Source organism: Burkholderia stabilis, from assembly GCF_001742165.1.
GTDB lineage: Bacteria > Pseudomonadota > Gammaproteobacteria > Burkholderiales > Burkholderiaceae > Burkholderia > Burkholderia stabilis.
In genome coordinates this window covers 3100488-3117846 of the sequence record NZ_CP016442.1, presented here as the reverse complement: position 1 = coordinate 3117846, position 17359 = coordinate 3100488, and the positions used below count along the sequence as shown (strand labels likewise).

The 17359-nt window shown below is 60.8% G+C and carries 12 protein-coding genes and 1 pseudogene; 3 read left to right on the top strand and 10 right to left on the bottom strand.

Annotated features, from left to right (window positions below):
- Nucleotides 1–30 precede the first annotated feature (30 nt).
- Nucleotides 31–1194, top strand: a complete 1164-nt coding sequence (locus BBJ41_RS41390) for a hypothetical protein (RefSeq protein ID WP_197680887.1) — start codon at nt 31–33, stop codon at nt 1192–1194.
- A complete protein-coding gene (locus BBJ41_RS40420; protein WP_156814790.1) occupies nt 1187–1894 on the top strand; it encodes a hypothetical protein in 708 nt (235 codons plus the stop codon). The genes BBJ41_RS41390 and BBJ41_RS40420 overlap by 8 nt, the downstream gene beginning before the upstream one ends.
- Nucleotides 1895–1896: 2 nt before the next feature.
- Here the strand turns inward: BBJ41_RS40420 and BBJ41_RS14520 are convergent, their stop codons facing one another.
- The 10 genes and pseudogenes from BBJ41_RS14520 to BBJ41_RS14480 all read right to left on the bottom strand — a co-directional run bounded on the left by BBJ41_RS14520 (nt 1897) and on the right by BBJ41_RS14480 (nt 16674).
- Complete coding sequence (locus BBJ41_RS14520; RefSeq protein ID WP_069746972.1) at nt 1897–3621, bottom strand: hypothetical protein; 1725 nt, start codon at nt 3619–3621, stop codon at nt 1897–1899.
- A 2-nt stretch (nt 3622–3623) separates the two neighbouring features.
- Nucleotides 3624–5345 (bottom strand): hypothetical protein, encoded by a 1722-nt coding sequence (locus BBJ41_RS14515; RefSeq protein ID WP_135370786.1) that lies wholly within the window; start codon nt 5343–5345, stop codon nt 3624–3626.
- 273 nt (nt 5346–5618) lie between these two features.
- The gene (locus BBJ41_RS40415; protein ID WP_143272868.1) at nt 5619–6869 is read right to left on the bottom strand and encodes a hypothetical protein; all 1251 of its coding nucleotides are present in this window, start codon (nt 6867–6869) and stop codon (nt 5619–5621) included.
- Nucleotides 6870–6896: 27 nt separating this feature from the next.
- A complete protein-coding gene (locus BBJ41_RS14510) occupies nt 6897–10046 on the bottom strand; it encodes an error-prone DNA polymerase (RefSeq protein WP_069746970.1) in 3150 nt (1049 codons plus the stop codon).
- Nucleotides 10047–10259: 213 nt separating this feature from the next.
- Nucleotides 10260–11471: pseudogene (locus tag BBJ41_RS14505) on the bottom strand (PHP domain-containing protein); the annotation flags it as partial.
- A gap of 6 nt (nt 11472–11477) precedes the next feature.
- The gene (locus BBJ41_RS14500) at nt 11478–12974 is read right to left on the bottom strand and encodes a Y-family DNA polymerase (protein ID WP_069746968.1); all 1497 of its coding nucleotides are present in this window, start codon (nt 12972–12974) and stop codon (nt 11478–11480) included.
- Nucleotides 12907–13614: a translesion DNA synthesis-associated protein ImuA gene (imuA, locus tag BBJ41_RS14495; RefSeq protein ID WP_069746967.1), complete on the bottom strand. Its 708-nt coding sequence runs from the start codon at nt 13612–13614 to the stop codon at nt 12907–12909. Before imuA ends, BBJ41_RS14500 begins: the two co-directional genes overlap by 68 nt.
- A 262-nt stretch (nt 13615–13876) precedes the next feature.
- A complete protein-coding gene (locus tag BBJ41_RS14490; RefSeq protein ID WP_069746966.1) occupies nt 13877–14671 on the bottom strand; it encodes an ABC transporter ATP-binding protein in 795 nt (264 codons plus the stop codon).
- A gap of 1 nt (nt 14672) precedes the next feature.
- Nucleotides 14673–15569 carry an ABC transporter permease gene (locus BBJ41_RS14485; RefSeq protein ID WP_069746965.1) on the bottom strand — a complete coding sequence of 299 codons (897 nt, stop codon included), beginning with the start codon at nt 15567–15569 and terminating at the stop codon, nt 14673–14675.
- A 142-nt stretch (nt 15570–15711) separates the two neighbouring features.
- Complete coding sequence (locus BBJ41_RS14480; RefSeq protein ID WP_069746964.1) at nt 15712–16674, bottom strand: ABC transporter substrate-binding protein; 963 nt, start codon at nt 16672–16674, stop codon at nt 15712–15714.
- 330 nt (nt 16675–17004) lie between these two features.
- On the opposite strand from BBJ41_RS14480, the gene BBJ41_RS14475 reads away from it, so the two are divergent.
- Nucleotides 17005–17313: a VF_A0006 family four-cysteine protein gene (locus BBJ41_RS14475; RefSeq protein ID WP_069746963.1), complete on the top strand. Its 309-nt coding sequence runs from the start codon at nt 17005–17007 to the stop codon at nt 17311–17313.
- Nucleotides 17314–17359: the final 46 nt, after the last annotated feature.

Genomic DNA, 17359 nt, shown 5'->3' with positions numbered 1-17359 from the left:
ATTTCCCGCCTGATCGAGATGGGCGTTCCCGTGAGCATAGTCCAGGAGTTCATCGCGGGCCACGCTACCGCAGTGATGACGATGTATTACAGCAAGGCGGAGCCAGGCGCCTTCAAAGCGAGACTGTTGGAGGCACTTCAGAACAGCGGGACGGCCGACGAGTGGGACTGGTACCGCGAGCCGTTGAGTGCTCAACGAGCGCTGTGGACATTCAATCGACGATACGCTCGCCACCGCGCCGATGACATTCTGGAGCAGCCATCGAGCTGGAAGACCGTACCGGGCGGAATCTGCCCAGTGGGTGGTAGCGGATGCCATATCGGCATCCCGTCCGAGGAGGAAGATCCTGACAAGATCGTCCGACACTACTCACCCGTGGAAGGCGGATGTGGTAACTGCCGCTTCTTCAGTACCGGGCCAGCGTTCCTCATTCATCAGGGCCTTGCGATGAATGAACTCATGCTTGAGCTCCGTCTCCTCGGCCGCGAGCGTAAAGCCCTGTACGACGCGTTGTCTGAGCTGGCATGGAAGGACGTTCCCGATCTCACTGAGGCCGAGCGGCATAAATTGGTGTTTGACAAGCAACTGATCAAAGAGAAGATCGCCGACTTCGATCGAAAGAGCGAGCCCTTGATCCTTGAGTGGATCAATCGCTACCGCATGTATACCGAGTCGGCCCGACTGACGAAGGAATGGAAGGGGTTCAAACAGAAGCGCTCGCCAACGCCCGGGCATTTTTTGCTGGTAGCGGGCGAGAGCGACGACAAGTTGAGGCGTGAAGTCGAAGTGCGGTTTGAGAAGTCCGGCGACTTCGGGCTGGTCAGGAATATCCTCGACGCGGCGATCATCCAAGGGGGTCTTGAGAAAGCGTCCAGTCTGTCGAAGGATGCATGTTCGCAATTCATGGACAGGATTCTTCGGACCGAAGACAGTCGCCATTTGCTGATGGATATTCGGGATGATCGACTGCGCCATCGAGCAGCCTATCTTATGGCCTCCATGGTGGAGCATCTTGTCGGGTATGAAAGCGCCCAGGAAGCGATCGACGCGCGCACACCGCTTCCCCTCTCGGTAGAAAAGCGTGATGAGTTTCATCGATGGGTCGCATCAACGCTTGCAGAGGCGATGCCGCCAAGTCAAAAGGCCCTGCCGAATCAGTCGAAGCAATACGATAGGAAAATACGCCGTGGCTGATCAATTCGATGGAACAGCAGAACAGGTACTAGCGCAATTGATGGATCTGGTGGGTGCGAAAGCCCGAGTTAGCCTAGAACGCATCAAGGCCGCGTGCGACAGAATCGAAGCAATGCGGGGTCTCATGAACTACAGCCGCGTCGCCGCAGTGACAGTTGAACTGTTCGGCAGCCCTCGTGCTCAAACGATCCAGAACAATCCGCACCTGAAAGCGTACATTGCAACTCGAATCGCCGAATACCACCAGACGAGACCGAGAGAGACGCGATCTCCACAGATGCAAGCGGTAAGTGCGACGCGACACTACCCAACAGATGACCTGGATTCAAAAACGAAGCTGTACCTCGATCTCCTGAAGCAAGATAACGAACGCCTGCGCAAGGAGAACGGGCGACTAGCGCAACTCCTCGAACAAAATTCACTACGGCATCCATACTCGCTGGCCGAAGCTTTCGGCCGCGGCCCCGCAGACGACTTGACGCTCGACCTCCGTCCACAACACTCAAACGCACTCATTCCGAAGTGTGTGCTTGATGCATTGGCAGCCATTCTTCATAAGCAACCTGCGTTGGTGCACATACAACGTCGCGGACACTCGGTCAGGCTCGCATTTGAAAGCGACGGAATCATCCAGACACTTCTCTCGCCGGCACAGTGGAATGAAGCTGTTCGGTGGATAGATGCTCAACGCCAAGAGTGACGTCAAACCTCGCTGCCAGTCTGGCCTTGGGGACTGGCTTCACGCGCAATGTTTGTCAGGCAAAAAATGAGATCATGTGGTAACTGGAGATGCCAATGACGTGCTGCCAATAACGCGATCCATGGCATACCGTATTTCGACGCACGCAAATCTGCCAGCTTCGGCACCCCATCAGGCATCCTTTGCAGTGTCGAAGAAAGTTCGCCCATGCGAGCTGGTAGCCTAACGACCTCAGCAAACCCGCTTGCCATGAGCTTGTATGGGTCCACCATATCACTCTCGAATTCGGTGCCACAAAACCATACGTTGAGCGTCGTTTTGTCGTACAACGGTGCGACCTGTTGCACGAGACCGTCGTACTCAGCCTGCATACCGAGCCTTTCGCACCACAGCGCCAACGCCGGAATCAGTGTCGACACCTGCGTAAGCTCATCGCTCATCTCCAGATGCTCGTATCGGATCGCAACCAAATCATCGTAAGAGTCAGTGCTCAGGGGCACGTAACGCCCTAGTCGCTTCGCGTCTCGCAGGCGAAAAATCAGGTTATGCAACCAGACTCCAGCATCGTCGTGTCGATCGTTCATGATCAATGCTGCGATGGCACAGGAAATGTCGACCGTCTGCTTGTCGTAGCACGGCGACCCGGATACCGTGTGCGTCTCTATCAGATCACTGAGGTGGCCGCAGAGGTCACGAGCCATGTTGTTCGCATCGGAGTTTTGATAAGCCCTTGCTATATAAAATAGAACACAAGCTGTCGTACCTAGGCGACCGATTTCCTCAAAGACTCGCTCGACGACAAGTGTGTTTTCACGAAGTGCGGAAGCGAACGACGCCTCCACATGATAGTAGGGGGCGACCTTCGTATGGTATTGATGCGCGACGCCAATATAGTGATCGACATATCCGGCATATATTCTTTGCACATCATCACGTTCGATCCACTCACTACCATGCAGATGCGACCAACCAGCTAGCAACGTGAACTCCGCGCACAGGTACGCACTCTCTAAGTTGTCTGCCTGCCTTGCCCATGCCAAAAGGACCGCATTGAAGAGGGTGACGGCGCGCATCAAAGCAAGAACCTTTCTTGAGCGTGCACGTGTACTGCTGCCAAGCTTCGCAACTGCCTCGAATGTATCGGTGACAAGCTGACGAGCGTGGCTAATAGAGTGTTCCGGAGTCTCCACGTTGGCAAGAGCCCGTCGCACCAAGCTCTGCCTTTCCGCACCGAGCACGTACTCGTCCAGCATGAATGCTTCTGTCCATTTGGCAAGGGTGCTCCCATTGACCTGCATGGTTTCTACACTGTGCTTCGCCTCGTACTCGACGAGGTAACCACTGATTTGTTGCAGCACCTCCTGTTTGAAGTGCCCGTTCGTCGTGATCATCACCTTTTTCGGCAGGCGCTTGTGTGAAGGGGCGAGATTCGCTTTGACGAACACATCGACTATCTCTTCCAACGACGGACGTATAGCCTGAGGGCCGCTTGACCATGCGCTTCGGTCAACATCTCCGCACTTGACGAGCCACAGAAAGACTTTCCGGACGCCATCTAGATCCTTTCCGACCGTTACGATGTCGACACCACTCTGACGTACACCACGCTGCGGCTTCGATGCTGTTTCGTGACCCATAGCGGTGGTAAGTAACGGGAGAAACGCGTCGAGCTCACCCTCCTCACGCATTGTTGCGAGGTACTCTTCCAGGAGCAGATCGAGACTCATAGTCAATCAGATAAGTAGCGGAGACGTCGAAGTTGTCCCAACAGCGGATCGGAGGCTTCGGAACCAGGGACCTCGAATGTTACTGAATGCGGTCTGAGCGGGGTGATAGTACTGGTGCCGTCTGGCATCTTCGTCACCACGCCTTGCCCCTGTTTAATGCAGACTTGGTTGGCAAGCATCGAAAAGATCGATCTCTGACGGACGTCACGACCGATCTCACGATTACGCTTTCGATCGGCAAGATTTAGGGTGACCAGCTGTTCTTGACGAGGCTGAAGCTCCCTGAGGTTGGGCAAGCTACGCAAGACCTTGTCCCATTCTCGAATGAGCTTCAGTCCTCTGGCTATCTCGCGGTGAAGTTTGCTGCGCGCTGGCGTTTGCTCGAGTCGTGTTTCCAGGAACGTCCGCGTTTCTGCGGGATACTCGATTCGAAGATAGTTTTCCAGAACGTCTGAAAAGGCCCTCAAAGCCCAGCTTTCTGTCGAATCATGGATCGCGAGCTCGCACAAAAATCCAGCGATCGCCGCGCCGTTATAGCAAAGTCCAAGCAACCGTCGAACAGCTCTCACGCGCTCTCGTTCGTCTGCTCGGGAGAAGCTCAGAACATCTGGCAATAGTCGGTGTGGCGCCGTTTGCGCGAACGCCAGGACAGACCTTAGCGCTGCAATCGATATGTCGGACATCAGCAGCCAACGCGAAACGACTTGAACATATCTATCGTTATCCGAAATTATTGCGTTGTAGAGTTGGCGAAATTCGTCCTCGAGAGACCTCCCCGGCAGAAGGCACCCAATATGGTCGATTGCCGATAAGCCAACTGCTCGTGTCTCACGGTGAAACATGAGGCTAATGATGGACGCCTCCACCACATCTCGGATATCGCGGTTCTCCAAAGATGCAGGCACGAGTATTTCGAGCACGCGAGCAACATACCCAGGATCGCGATCGCGCGCCGTAAACCTGAGCCACTGCACCGTTTCGACCTGAGCCGTTTCGTTACCGGCACCCATGGCATCGAGCAGCAGTTGATCGACTCGCTTATCAACAAGGGAGATGTGATTGAGTAATCGGTATCCCAGATACTGGATGCCTTCCTCACTGATGGCCTTCGTTGCAACCGCCATCACCCGGTCGATATACACGCTAGCTTCTGGCCACCTATCAGCGTCAACTGCGCAAAGCCCTGCCAAGCCAGCATGCGCATGTGCGGCATCCCGGGACTCCGCCAAGTCCAGTAGATACGGAATTGCAGCGAGGCCCTCGGATGCTGCTGTGGCCACTGCTAGTGTTGGCGCAATTTTTGAGAGCGATCCGGTGCCTCCTAATGCCATGTCGGTGCAGGCATACGAAAGCGTGGGGATGTTCGAGAATACTTTCGAGACGACATGTACTGAGTCGACTGGAGACGCGCCCCACGTTTCCGCGAAGGCGACAAGCATATCTACAACGGCCGGGGGATCACCGTGCTGACAGAGCGCAACCGCTGGAAACATGAATGTTGTGATTTCATGCTTCGGAAGTCCTTGTCTAGCGGCGCGAGCCACTGCCCGGAAAAACGAGGACTCTTCAGCATTCAGTTCGGCAGCTGCGTCATACACCGGCGCATGGAGAATATCTCTAGATTCCAGTGCATGCACCTTCAGCCTCGTAAGAAGCGCCGAAGGATCGTCGATAACGTCGCGGAGCGCTTGAACCAACATCGCGTGATCTAGATTGTCTTCCATTGTCGTCAGAAGTAAGTGCCGGCAACACGAATGGTCTGAGACGTATGTTCCCGAGTTCTTGCCATGTGAGCTCAAGCTGCTCGTCATTTTTATGCGGTGGTTCACGGCGGAGCAGAGGTGCACTGCCTCACGGGGCTAGTCATCGTACTCCCAGATCCCCACATCCCGCGGCGCTAAGCACCCGGATTCATCAAGATAGTATGAGGCGCGTGCTCGCAGACATGCTATCTCAAGAAATACCTTAGTGAAAATTTCCATTCTCCGTAGGCAAGCCTAACCGGACAGTACGTGGTTGCCGCCGAGTGACGAAGGTGTGATTGGATACTTTCGCATGTATTCCGTTAGGCTGTATTGCTCAATGAGATGGGCACCATAGTCGACGGTGAATATCACTGGCAGATCAATTGGCGGGTGAGGTAGGCCGTGGGCGAGAGGCACAACTCCCACCTGGGATCCATACAACCGTGTTGCCAATCCGATACCACATGTTTGTTCGTGCCATGGGTGAGCCGAGAGCATGAAGCCATGGTGTGTGTCGGGCAGCCCAGAAAATAACATTCGAAACGGGGCCTTCGCTTCGTCCGTGTAGGGAGGAATGGATGGCCTACCGGTCGTAATCGATTCCTTAATGCTCTGGAAGGCCGGGTGCCCAACATAGTTCACTCCCAGGAGATGTCCGAGAATATTGAGTCCCGTCTTGGCGAGTACTCGGCCGGTCACTTCCGGTTGAAACGAGAAGCCAATGTTGACAAGTGGATTCTTGAGTTCGCCTTCGACAAGCGTCGATAGATCGAGGCTCTCACCAACTTTTCGGAATGCGGCCAGCGCACTGCCGAGCTGTAGGTCTCTTCTGAGACGCAATACTATTTGTCCGTTCGGACGTCGGAAAAGTCTGCTGTTGGACGTGAATTTTCCGTGCTCATTTGGAGCGATGGGAAGGTACAGCAAACAAGAAGCAGGTAGCTTGTCTGCGTCCACTTGATGGTGCTCGATGTAGCGCCCGTCTTCCCATACAAATGTTGCGATTTGGAACTTGTGTGTTGCCGTCTCGTCGAGCTTGGACGCACATGTGATTGATGACCCGAACCCTTCTTGAACCTGCGAAATGAACCGGTCGAACTCCTCTTTGTTTGATCCCGTCACACTGCACTGATGCTCATCGACGAGAATCATCTGCGGAAGAATCGTCGCCTTACCTTGGTAGCCGATTTCTGCTTCGGCAGTGTAACCCTCAGGGGTAACAAGGATCTGCGTTGCCGCGCCTAGTTTCGGAGGGTTTTTCTTGTTACCCCGCTTTCTCCCCTTTGCCTGCATAAAAATTCGGCCAATCGCCGTCGGCGAGTTCCGCAACCACTCGAGTTCGAGTGGCGAGAAAACGGTTGTGTTGCACGTCTCGCACACCATGTCGCGAAGTAGATACCGGTTGTCGTCGGCACCTAGCCCCGCAGGAATCATATGCTCGTCACTGAATGGCCCGAGGCTCGAACAGTAGATGCATCTGCTCTCAACGCTTTGTATCGACATCGTGTACGCCTCCTCCTTGATTTCTCTCTAGTGAAAGTTACGACTGACCGTCGGCAACTCGCCTAGAAGATGGGAGAGATCCACCAGACGCTTGGCAACCAGATGTTGCACCCCGTCAACACTTTGCCAAACGCCCAACGCCGCTAGCAGCCGAGCACCAAGGACTTCCTTACGCTGCATCTCCATCAACTTCGGCCAGATAATAACGTTCACGTTTCCGGTTTCGTCCTCAAGCGTGACGAAGATTACGCCTTTCGCAGTTCCCGGCCGCTGTCGTACGGTGACCAACCCACATGCACGCGCGAGCCTTCCGTTTGGGTAGGTGTTTAACGTAGCGGCCGGCATGAGCTTCCTCGCATGTAGCATCGGACGCAGCAACGCTAGGGGGTGTCGTCGCAGCGTCAGCCCCATAGACTGGTAGTCACTCTGTATCTCGTCCCCTTCGGATGCCCATCCGAGATCAGGTGTTTCATCAACCACATTTGCTGAAGCAAGCAGATCCTTGTCCGGAGCAGCGACAACGGATTCCCACAGCGCACTTCGACGACCGCCAGCCAGCGACACAAGTGCATCGGATCGAGCCAGAACATGCAAATCGTGTCGATCCAGCTGAGCCCGCCGAGCCAGATCAATCGTTGACGAAAAAGGCTCAACAGCTCGGGCCATTTCAATGCGATCAGCCGCCTCCGCTCGCATCCCATGCAGAAGAGAGAGGCCAAGCCGAACAACTGGACGCCCATCCACCTCTGGATATTCCAGAGACGACTCCCAGTTGCTGATCGCGACATCTGCAGGCAAGACCGTAACCCCATGACGTTTCGCGTCCTGGATAAGCTGTGAGGGCGAGTAGAACCCCATTGGCTGGCTATTCAGTAACGATACAAGAAACGCCTCTGGCTCGTGACATTTCAACCAGCTGCTGACATAGACAAGCAACGCAAAGCTTGCCGCATGGCTTTCCGGGAAGCCATAGTCGGCAAACCCCTTTATCTGAGCAAAGATCGCTTCTGCAAATTCTCTTTCGTAGCCTCGTATCAACATGCCACTCACTAGGCGATCGTGATAGGGCTCCAGCCCGCCTTTGCGCTTCCAGGCTGCCATCGCGCGCCGTAGTCCGTCGGCCTCACCGGGAGAAAAACCGGCCGCGAGAATTGCGACCTGCATCACTTGTTCCTGGAAAATCGGCACGCCGAGCGTTCGAGCTAGTGCTGTTTCCAGATCCTTGCTCGGATAGCTAACCGGATCTATTCCTTGACGTCGCTTCAAATACGGATGGACAGCACCACCTTGAATCGGACCAGGACGCACGATCGCCACCTCAATCACGAGGTCGTAGAACGTCCGTGGCTTCAATCGTGGCAACATCGACTGTTGCGCTCTCGACTCGATCTGAAATACGCCAATCGTATCCGCGTTAGAGATCATGTCATACGTCTCCGGATCCTCTGACGGGATATCCTGCATCTCAAACGGTTCACCACGGTGCAGGGATATGAGGTCAAGCGCACGGCGAATGACGCTCAGCATTCCCAACGCCAACACATCCACTTTGAGCAACCCGAGCGACTCAAGGTCATCCTTATCCCACTGAATCACGCTACGGTCCTGCATTGCCGCGTTCTCGATCGGTACAAGGCGTGACAACTTGCCTCGACTGATCACAAAGCCACCGGAGTGCTGGGAAAGATGTCGAGGAAAACCATGCAGCTGCGCGGCCAGCGATGCCCAAGTTTGAATGATGGGTGCCGATGGATCCAGCCCTGACTCTGAAAATCGCTCGAGCAAATCTGCCGTGCCGTCGAACCAGTGGTGCGCCTTGGCAACTCGATCGACAATCTGAGCATCAACACCGACTGCTTTCCCTACGTCCCGCAGCACACCTCGCGCACGGTATGTCGATACAGCAGCAGCGATAGCTGCGCGGTCACGTCCATACTTTCGATAGATGTATTGCATAACGATTTCTCTTTTTTGATGCTCGAAATCGACATCTATGTCGGGTGGACTATTGCGTTCCCGGCTGATAAATCGTTCAAACAGCATCGTCGATCGCGCAGGGTCCACCTCCGTTATGCCAAGGCAATAACAGACCGCAGAATTGGCTGCTGACCCACGTCCCTGACAAAGAATTCCTTCGCTGCGCGCAAATTTGACGATGTCGTACACCGTCAAAAAATATGGCTCATAGCTCAAATCCGTGATGAGTTCGAGCTCATGTTCGAGCTGCGTCTGCACGTTGAGAGGGATGCCGCTCGAGAAGCGACGATGCGCTCCAATGTATGTTTCCTGCCGCAGATATTCAGTTGGTGTGAGCCCAGCCGGCACTAGTTCATCGGGGTACTCGTAACGCAACTCATCGAGCGAGAACCCGCAACGTGAAAGAATCGCGACCGTCTCGTTTAACGCGTTTGGATGATGGAGATGCGCCAAGCGCATCCGCGACCGCAGATGCTGCTCGGCATTCGGTGCAAGCTCATAGCCGCATTCTGCGACGGGCTTGCCTATACGGATCGCCGTCATTGTGTCCTGCAGCGGCTTCCTGGAACGGACATGCATGGTTACATGCCCGACCGCAACTACTGGGACACCGTTGCCATACGCTATGTGCTCGACAACACCAGCATGGGGATTGTCCATTGCGCGCTGATGCAGACATAGGCCGACCCATGCACGCCCTGGGAACGTCTCCAACAGCCACTCAACTTGAGCGTCCAGCGCTTCCGGCTTCGCGGGGAACTTGGGGATCAAGATCGCGAGGCATCCTGGCATGCCTCTCAGATGGGCATGCGCCTTCTCCGGTTTCGAGAGGTCCTGTGGCGTGAGGCGATATCCACCTTTGGGTGATCGCATGAGTGCCAGCGTGATGAGCTCGGACAGATTGCCGTACCCTTCGCGGTTCTGGGCAAGCAAGATCAGGTCAAGGGCAGGCGACGAATCGGCTTGAGTCAACTTGAAGTATGACCCGATGACCAACGGAAAATTTAGATCCTTGGCAGCTACATGCGCCCGGACAACCCCCGCCAAAGAGCATTCGTCTGTGATGGCAATCCCAGAGTAACCCAGTTGAGCGGCTCGCTTGACCAGCTCCTCCGCATGCGAAGCCCCTTCCAAGAAAGTGAAGTTCGATAAGCAGAAGAGCTCGGCATATGCCGGCAACGAGAGAGGCAATGTGGCCATGAGATGTACAACCGATGCAGAACATTTCCATCGAACAGGGCATCCCTCAGACATCCGAGCGCACTGTGTGCGCCAACGCCCTGGAAAACGATGCTCTTTCGCGCTATCCCGATTGATTCCGTATATCTACCGATTCATCTAAGGTGGTGAAGTACCAAGGCAAAAGGCTAACAGGCAAGCATTCGGCTCATCGGTAGAAAAAAGGGGGCTATATACGTCGATGTCGGGCGGCTCACCGCGCTCCTCGCTGATGAAACGCTCGAACAGCATCGTGCTCTGCTCGGGATTCACCTCGGTGATGCCCAGGCAATAACAGACGACCGAGTTCGCCGCCGAGCCTCGACCCTGACACAGGATGTTCCGGCTGCGCGCATATTTGACGATGTCGTAGACGGTCAGGAAGAACGGTTCGTAATGTAGTTTCTCGATCAGCCTTAGCTCGTAGTCGATCCGCTCCTGCACGTGCTCGGGCACCTTTCCGGAGTAACGTCGCAGTGCGCCGTCCTGAGTCTCCTGCTTGAGGTAGCTCGTCGGCGTGAGCCCCTTCGGCACGATCTCGTCGGGATACTCGTAGCGCAGCGAATCGAGTGCGAAATGACACGCGTCGAGAATCGCACACGTCTCCGCAATCTCCTCCGACGAAAAAAGCTTCGCGATCCGCCCGCGCGAACGCAGATGCTGCTCCGCATTCGGCGCAAGCGCATACCCGCACTCCGACACCGGCATCCCGACGCGAATCGCCGTCATCACGTCCTGCAGCCCCTTGCACGAACGCTTGTGCATCGTCACGTCGCCGAGCGCAACAACACGCACGCCGCGCCGCTCGCCCGCCTCGCGAATCTCCTCGCGCTGCACGCCATCCAGCGCGCGCTGCAATTGCACGAGCCCGAGCCGAGCCCGCTCGCCGAACGTCGCACGAAACCACGCGACCTGCGCATCGAGTACATCGGCGCGCACCGGATACGCGGGCACGAGAATCGCGAAGCAGTCGGGCATGCCGCGCAGGTGCGCGAACGCTTCGGGCGGCCTCGACAGCATGTGCGACGTCAGCGTGTAAGTCCCCTTCGGCGCTTCCATCCGCCGCCACGAAATCAGCTCGGACAGGTTGCCGTAGCCCTCGCGGTTCTGCGCGAGCAGCACGAGCCCGAACGCACCGGGGCCCGGATCATGGCCGGGCGGAACATCGTCCGGCGTCACCTCGAAGTACGAACCGATGATGAGCGGCAGCCCTTTCGCCTTCGCCGCGACATGCATGCGCGGCGCGCCTGCGAGCGAGCATTCGTCGGTAATCGCGATCCCGCGGTAGTGAAGTTCCACCGCGCGCGCGACCAACTCCTCCGCGTGCGACGCACCATGCAGGAACGAGAAATTCGAGCGGCAGAACAACTCCGCGTAATCGGGCAGCAAACTGAATTCCGAAACCATCGCGGCTCACCCGAACAGACCGTGCAAAAACCAGTGCGGGTCAGCCTGGCTGCTCGTCCGCTCCCTGAACACCCAGTAGCACGCGCCCTCTTCGTCCTGCGCCACGTAGTAATCGCGCTCGGCAAGCTGACCGTCAAACCACCCGGCCTCGATCCGCTCCGGCGACGACATCATCCTCAGCGGCGTATGAAACACCGGCCGGTTCTCACGCATCAACAGCGGCAGCGGCTCGGCCAGCAGCCACGCGGGACGCGGCGGCGTGGCCGGCGGACCACCGGCCTGCTTGCCGGCCTGCGCATCGAGCGGCAGCCAGCGGTTCGCGGCCTCGGGCCGGTAATCGGCGACGGGCGCCGCGCGCAGCACGTTCTCCGCGCCAAGCCGCGCGACCAGCAGCTCGAACAGCCGCGCACGCGTCTCGCGCGTACCGCCCGGCTCGGGAAAGAGATCGTCGGCCGGCGGTGCGACCGATTCGACACGCGTGGCCTTCAGGCGCACCGCGATCACCGCGGCCGGCAGTTCGACACGCGCGAGCCGCTCGCCGAGCAGCCGCATGAAGTGCGCCTCGTCGCGCACGGGTGCGGCGAATGCGAGTTCGAGCGGCGTCGGCGGCACGGCCTGGCGGCCGCGCTCGTGCTCGAGATCGAACGTCATCGCGGCCAGCGAGAGTTGCCGCGCGGCCAGCCAGCCGCACAGCTGCACGACGAGCCGCCGCGCGGCGAACAGCACGGCTTCCGCGTATTCGACACGCTCCGGCAATTCCAGCCGCACGTCGAACACGGGCGGCACCGCCATCCACGCAAGCGGCTCGACCGCATCGCCGTACGCGCGATCGAGCGCGGCCAGCAGCGCGGGGCCGCAGCGGCGCTGCAGCCCCGCACGCGGCAAGTTGCGCAGATCGGCGAGCGTGCGGCAACCCAGGCCGTCGAACCAGCCCGCATACGGACGCGCATCGGGCAACAACACGCAGGGCAGCCTGTCGAGCGAGCGGACGAGCGCCGCGTGGCCGGCCACGCGGCGCCGGACGTGCGCGCGCGCCGACATGCGTGCGAGCAGCCACGCACCGTGCCCGGTCGGCGCGGCGGACAGGCGCGCCGCATAACCAAGCGCCGCGAGCGTCGTGCGCACCTGCCGGCACAGCGACGGCAGCCCGCCGAACAGACGCAGGCTCGGGCCGACGTCGACGATCAGCGTGGCTTCGTCGTCGAGCGCGACACACGGCGAGAAGCGCAGCAACGCGAGCGCGACCGCGCGCAGCGCATCGGCCTCGCGCGCGGGATCGCGTTCGACGAGCTGCGTCTCGGGCGCGAGCGTCAGCACGCCGCCGCGCTTCATGCCCGCGCGCACGCCGTGCCGGCGCGCGGCCGCATCGGCGATCAGCACGATGCCTTGCTCGAGCACCGCGCAGCCTGCGTCGTCTGCGTCGTCCGCCGCGCCGTCAGACGGCGGCGGGGCGCACACGTCGAGCGGCAGGCGCGGCAGATGGATGCCGAGCAAGACGCGCATAGCGGCTCTCCACGATGGGCGACGGCAGGTCGAGCACGAGCGGCTCGCCGCGCGCGGGCCCGCGACGCTTGACGATATCGAGCGACACGCCGCCCGGCACGGGATACAGCGCAACGCGCAGCACGGCCGGCGACGGCTGCCGTGCGGCCGACAGCGGGCGCAGCATCACGAACAGCGTGTCGCCCGTGCGCGCGGCCGCGAGATGCAAGCGCCGCAGTGCGTCGGGCCGCGCGTCCTGCCAGAGCAGCAGCGCGCCGCAACAGCCGGTCTTGAGCGCCTGCTCGGCGGCCCACAACGCATCGGTGCGGCTACCGGCGCGCAGCCACAGCAGCGCATCGGCCGGCACGCCGAGACTGGCGAGCGCGGTCGCATGCGGCGATTGCGGCGGCGCGACGAGCGCGAGCGGGCGCCGCGCGCTGACGGTGCGTGCGAGCGCAGGCGCGAGCAGCCGCATCTCGCCGCAGCCAGGCTGCGCGGCCAGCAGTTCGACGAGCCCGCCGATCGGCCAGCCGCCGCCCGGCAGCTCGGTAGACAGCGGCGCAAAGCCGGTCTCGACCGTGCGCGGGCCGCCGCGCGCGAGCTGGGAGCCGCGCCAAAGGGACGGATGAAGGGATTCGGGAGAAATGGAGGATGCGAGCATGACGCCACCCACAACTGTATGGATATACAGTATATGGCAATGCGCTCGCGTCGCACAGCACCGGTGCGAAACCGGTTTTTGTCAGAGGAAAACAGGAGGAAAGCCGGCCCGCCGGACGGAGCGCGGCCGGATCATGCCGCCCCAACGCCCGTCACGACCATCCGGCCCGATGCGACGCACACGAACCGAATCGCCTGGCCGGACCGTCACGCAAACCGGCGCGATGCGACACCCCGCACCGCGCCGGCCCGCGCGCCGTCCGTCAACCGAGCAGCAACGCGTCGTCGTCGAGCTGCTCGTGACGCACCTTCTCGAACATCTGCAGCAGATCCGGCACGTCGAGCCCGCGGCGCGCGTCGCCCGACACGTCGAGCACGACCTGCCCCTGGTGCAGCATCACCGTGCGGTCGCCGTAGTCGAGCGCCTGCCGCATGCTGTGCGTGACCATCATCGTCGTCAGCTTGCTCTCGGCGACGATGCGTGCGGTCAGCTCCAGCACGAACGCGGCCGTCTTCGGGTCGAGCGCGGCCGTGTGCTCGTCGAGCAGCAGGATCCGCGACGGCCGCAGCGACGCCATCAGCAGGCTCACGGCCTGCCGCTGGCCGCCCGACAGCAGCCCGATCCGGTCGGTCAGCCGGTTTTCCAGGCCGAGGTTCAGGAGCCGCAGCTTGTCGCGGAACAGCTCGCGCGACGGCCGGTCGAGTGCGGCCCGGAAGCCGCGCCGCACGCCGCGCGCCGTCGCGAGCGCCATGTTCTCCTCGATCGTCAGCGCCTCGCAGGTGCCGGCCATCGGATCCTGGAACACGCGCGCAACGAGGTGCGCGCGGTCCCACGCCGGCTGACGCGTGACGTCCGCGCCGTCGATCGAGATCCGCCCCGAATCGACGCGCTGGTCGCCGCTGACCGCATTCAGGAAAGTCGACTTGCCGGCGCCGTTCGAGCCGATCACCGCGACGAACTGGCCGTCGGGAATCTCGAGCGACAGCCCGCGCAGTGCGCGCGTCTCGATCGGCGTGCCGGGATTGAACGTGAGTTTCAGGTCTTGTGCGGACAGCATGTCATGCCCCTCCGTTCTTGCGCGCGAACAGCTTCTTGCGCGTCGCCGGCAGCACCAGCGCGATCGTGACGAGCGCGGCCGTCACGAGGTTCAGATCCTGCGCCTTCAGGCCGATGAATTCGCTGTTCAGCGCGAGCGCGATGAAGAAGCGGTAGACGATCGCACCGAGCACGACGGCGAGCGTCGTCAGCACGAGCCGGCGCGCGGGCAGCAGCGTCTCGCCGATGATCACGGCGGCCAGCCCGATCACGATCGTGCCGATCCCCATCGAGATGTCCGCGCCGCCCTGCGTCTGCGCGAACAAGGCGCCTGCGAGCGCAACGAGCGCGTTCGACAGCGCCATCCCGGCGAGCGTCGCGCGGCCGGTCGCGATGCCTTGCGCACGCGCCATCCGCGGGTTCGCGCCGGTCGCGCGCATCGCGAGGCCGAGCTGCGACGAGAAGAACCAGTCGAGGCCGAGCTTCGCGACCACGACGACGATCGCGAGCAGCGCCGGGCGCAGCATGTAGTCGGGCATCCAGTCGGGCTGCAGCACGGTGAAGATCGTCGGCTCGGTGATGAGCGGCACGTTCGGCCGCCCCATGATCCGCAGGTTCACCGAATACAGCGCGATCATCATCAGGATGCTGGCGAGCAGATCCATGATCTTCAGGCGTACGTTGAGCCAGCCCGTGATGAAGCCGGCCACCGCGCCCGCGACGATCGCGATGCAGGTCGAGCTGAACGGGTCGTAGCCGGCCGAGATCAGCGTCGCGGCAACGGCGCCGCCGAGCGGAAAACTGCCGTCGACGGTGAGGTCGGGGAAGTTGAGGATGCGAAACGAGATCAGCACCCCGAGGGCGACGAGACTGAAGATCAGTCCGATCTCCAGGGCGCCCATAAACGAGAACAGAGACATGATGGGGAAATCCTGTTGCTTCCCGGCCGGACGTGTACGGCCGGGTGAAGCGAACGGGCGGCCCCGGGTGGGAGCCGCCCGTCCGGCGGTTTCGTTCAGGCCCGGTTCGGGCCTGCAAGCGCGGCGTCGGGCCGGCCGCGGCTTACTTGATGACCGTCTTCGCTTCCTTCACGAGATCCGGCGACAGCGTCGTGCCCTGCTTCGCGGCCGCGCCCGTGTTCACGAACAGCTCGAGGTTGCTGCTCGTCTCCGACGCGATCGCGCCCGGCTTCTCGCCCTTCAGGATGCGCGCGACGACCTTGCCCGTCTGGCGGCCGAGGTCGCCGTAGTTGATGCCGAGCGCCGCGATGCCGCCGCGCTTCACGCTGTCGGTGTCGCCGGCGACGAGCGGAATCTTCGCTTCGTTCGCGACCTTCACGAGCGCTTCGTACGCGGACACGACGTTGTTGTCGGTGTTCGTGTAGATCACGTCGACCTTGCCGATCAGGCTCTTCGCGGCCGGGCCGATGTCGACGGTGCGCGGCGCGGCCGCTTCCTTCAGCGTCATCCCCTGCTTCGCGAGGATCTCCTTGAGCTCCTTCACGACGACGACCGAGTTCGCCTCGCCCGGGTTGTAGACCATGCCGACCGTCTTCGCATTCGGCACGACGCGCTTGATCAGCGCGACCTGGCGATCGAGCGGCAGCTTGTCGGACACGCCCGTCACGTTGGTGCCCGACGGGCCCCAGCCCTTCACGAGCTGCGCGGCGACCGGATCGGTGACGCCCGAATAGACGACCGGCACGCTCTTCGTCGACGCGACGACCGCCTGAGCGGCCGGCGTCGCGATCGCGACGATCACGTCGGGCTGGTCGCCGATGAACTTGCGCGCGATCTGCGCGGCCGTGCCCGTATTGCCCTGCGCGCTCTGGTATTCCCACTTGAGCTTGTCGTCGCCGTAACCTTCCGCCTTCAGCTCGGCGCGTACGCCGTCGCGGATCGCATCGAGCGCAGGATGGTCGACGATCGACAGCACCTTGACGGTCTGCGCGTGCGCGGCGCCTGCCAGCACGAGTGCGGCCACGCCGGCCGTGATCGAACGGATCGCGAAAGTCTTGAACTTCATGGGTGAGTCTCCCCCGTATTGTGTCGGTTCTGGATGATGGATTCCCGCCGCCGTCATGCGGGCGCCGCCGCGCATGACGGCGGCGATCGGCCCGCGCGCGCCCCGGGAAGGCGTGCAGCGGCGAACGCACGAGGATACCATTTCCGCAGACCACCGCCTGACTCCGCGCTTTCGCGCAACGCACCGGATCGCCGCGCCTGCCGGTGCCGTTCAATCGCGCGCGAAGCCCGGCCGGCGGCGGCTCCTGCCGGCATCGGCGCAACGCGTCAGCCGCGGTCGAGGCTTTACGTTATGCTGTCGGCCGACCCAATCCACTCCTTCGGAGGGCACATGAAACGGGGGCTCCGTGCAATCGCATTCGCGTCCGCTGCGCTGACGATGCCGGGTGCGGCGTTCGCGCTGACCGACGGCAGCGCGCAATACGACGACTGCATGCTCAACGCGCTGCGCGAAAGCCGCAACGGCGCGGCGGCACAACTGATCCAGCGGTCCTGCGACGCGCTGTACCGCAACAACGCGATGCTGCTGCCGCGCGAGCGGCGCTTTCATGAATGCGTCGTGCAGTCGCTGCCCGGCGTGCGGGACAACTACGCGATCCAGCAGATCATGTCGATCTGCTCGCGGCGCGGCGAGATGTGAGCCGGCGCTGAACACCAAGCGTCGCGCGGCCGTCCGCCGGCCGCGC